General features: G+C 51.2%; 2 protein-coding genes. Both read right to left on the reverse strand.

Annotated features, from left to right (window positions below; all coding sequences use genetic code 11):
• Positions 1–237: 237 nt before the first annotated feature.
• Positions 238–1,626: a heavy metal sensor histidine kinase gene (locus FHL16_RS33685; RefSeq protein ID WP_077750542.1), complete on the reverse strand. Its 1,389-nt coding sequence runs from the start codon at positions 1,624–1,626 to the stop codon at positions 238–240.
• Positions 1,623–1,841: winged helix-turn-helix domain-containing protein (locus tag FHL16_RS33690; RefSeq protein ID WP_177346272.1), on the reverse strand; the 219-nt coding region annotated here is incomplete at its 5' end. The genes FHL16_RS33690 and FHL16_RS33685, both read right to left, overlap by 4 nt.

A 1,841-nucleotide genomic window follows, 5' to 3' on the forward strand; every position in this document is an offset into this window, starting at 1 on the left:
AAACTCACTAGGCCCCAACGTCACAGTGCAAGAACACGATGCCACACGAACGCAAACTGTTCGATTACATTTCAGTCAGCTTGACGCGGGTGCTTGGCCGCGAATTGGCGGGCGTAGCGGGATTTAAAGACGAGACCGCGTGCCCGCGATACCAGGGTTTTCACTCATTCAAAAATAACGAAAGTGGACGCTGGGCGCAGGCTGAGAGATCGCCGTTGATCACAAATGCGCCGTTGATCAGCTGACCTTCAAGTCAACACTAGGAAACTCTAGATGGAAGGCCGTTTTTCCACTAAAGGACGTACACCATATCTTGCCATCATGCGCTTCAATTATTGATCGTGTAATCGACAGACCTAGCCCCGCGTTGCTTGGACTGCCTTCTCGCCGAGCTGGGTCCACGCGGTAAAAGCGATCGAACAGCTTTTCAAGGTGTTCGGGAGCAATGGGCTCTCCATGGTTCTCCACAACGACCAATACCGACATCTCCTTCTGCTGAATATCGACACTGATGGACTTCCCTTCATAGGTGTAGCGCAGCGCATTTGAGAGCAGATTAGAAATGGCTCTGTGGAGCATAAGAACATCGCCTCGAACACTGCCCCTTCCTGAAACCGTGAGCTCAATACCTCGCTCATCAGCCAACAGGCGGTAGTATTCGAGCAATTTCTCTACGACTTCCACCAGGTCTATCGGTTTGTTCTCGTGCGTGATCAGACCATTGTCAGACTTCGCCAGAAAAAGCATGTCATCAATCATTCGCCCCATACGCTTCAAATCATCAAGATTTGAGTACAGATTGTCTTCGTAGTCCTCGATATTCCTTTTTCTAGAAAGCACCACTTCCGTGTGGGTCATCAAGTTGCTGACGGGGGTCCGCAACTCGTGAGCAATGTCCGCAGAGAAATTCGATAAGCGAACAAACGCATCGTCCAACCTAGATAACATTGCGTTGAATGACAGCACCATTTGCTGAAGTTCTTTGGGAACCGGTGCTAATGGAATTCGTTCTTTGAGTGATTTAGCTGACATTGAGGCCGCGACCTGAGTGACTTGGCGAATAGGCCGCAGGCCACTGCTTGCAACCATCCAGCCCAGCGCCGCACTGACCAGCGCGCTGATCACCAGCCCTATCCAAAACCATCGCTCTAGCGTCTCGAAAAAGGACATGTGCTGAGTAACGTCAAAGATCAACATGACAGTCAATGGCTTGTCTTGCCCCGTCACAACGGCTTGTGCTGTCACGCCACGGAACATCTGCTCTTGATCTCGCCACTCCCAGACGTTGTTGTTTGGGATTGTGCGGAATTCCTCCGGAACATCGACGGGGCCGGGATCAGCAAACAGTATTTTGCCGCCGCCATCGATTATCAGGGCAGTCAAATCACGGTGAGCGCCAAGCAGCGCCTCCAGCTCAGGCTTAACATCACTGAATTGATCAATGCTGTTCAACCCCGTTAGAATTCTTTGAGTCGAATGGAGTTTTTCGTTCAGCGCCTGCTGATCCAGCATCTTGAAGTGATGCCGGCTGAGGTTATTGAAACTGAGTCCGGCAACGGTGAGAACGGCCGTTACCGCGAGCATGAACATCAGACTCATGCGAGTCGTCAGGGACATCCGGTTCATTCCGACTCCGAATCAGGTGCGTCGAGCATGTAACCCATTCCCCTTGAGGTATGAATCAACTTGACCTCAAAGTCGTCATCTATCTTGGCTCTCAACCTTCTCACTGCAACCTCGATAACATTGGTATCGCTGTCGAAGTTCATATCCCAAACCTGGGAGGCGATAAGTGACTTTGGCAGCACCTCCCCTCGACGTCGTAGCAACAGCTCAAGCAA

The sequence above is a fragment of the Pseudomonas sp. FSL W5-0299 genome (assembly GCF_005930655.1).
Classification (GTDB): Bacteria; Pseudomonadota; Gammaproteobacteria; order Pseudomonadales; family Pseudomonadaceae; genus Aquipseudomonas; species Aquipseudomonas mandelii.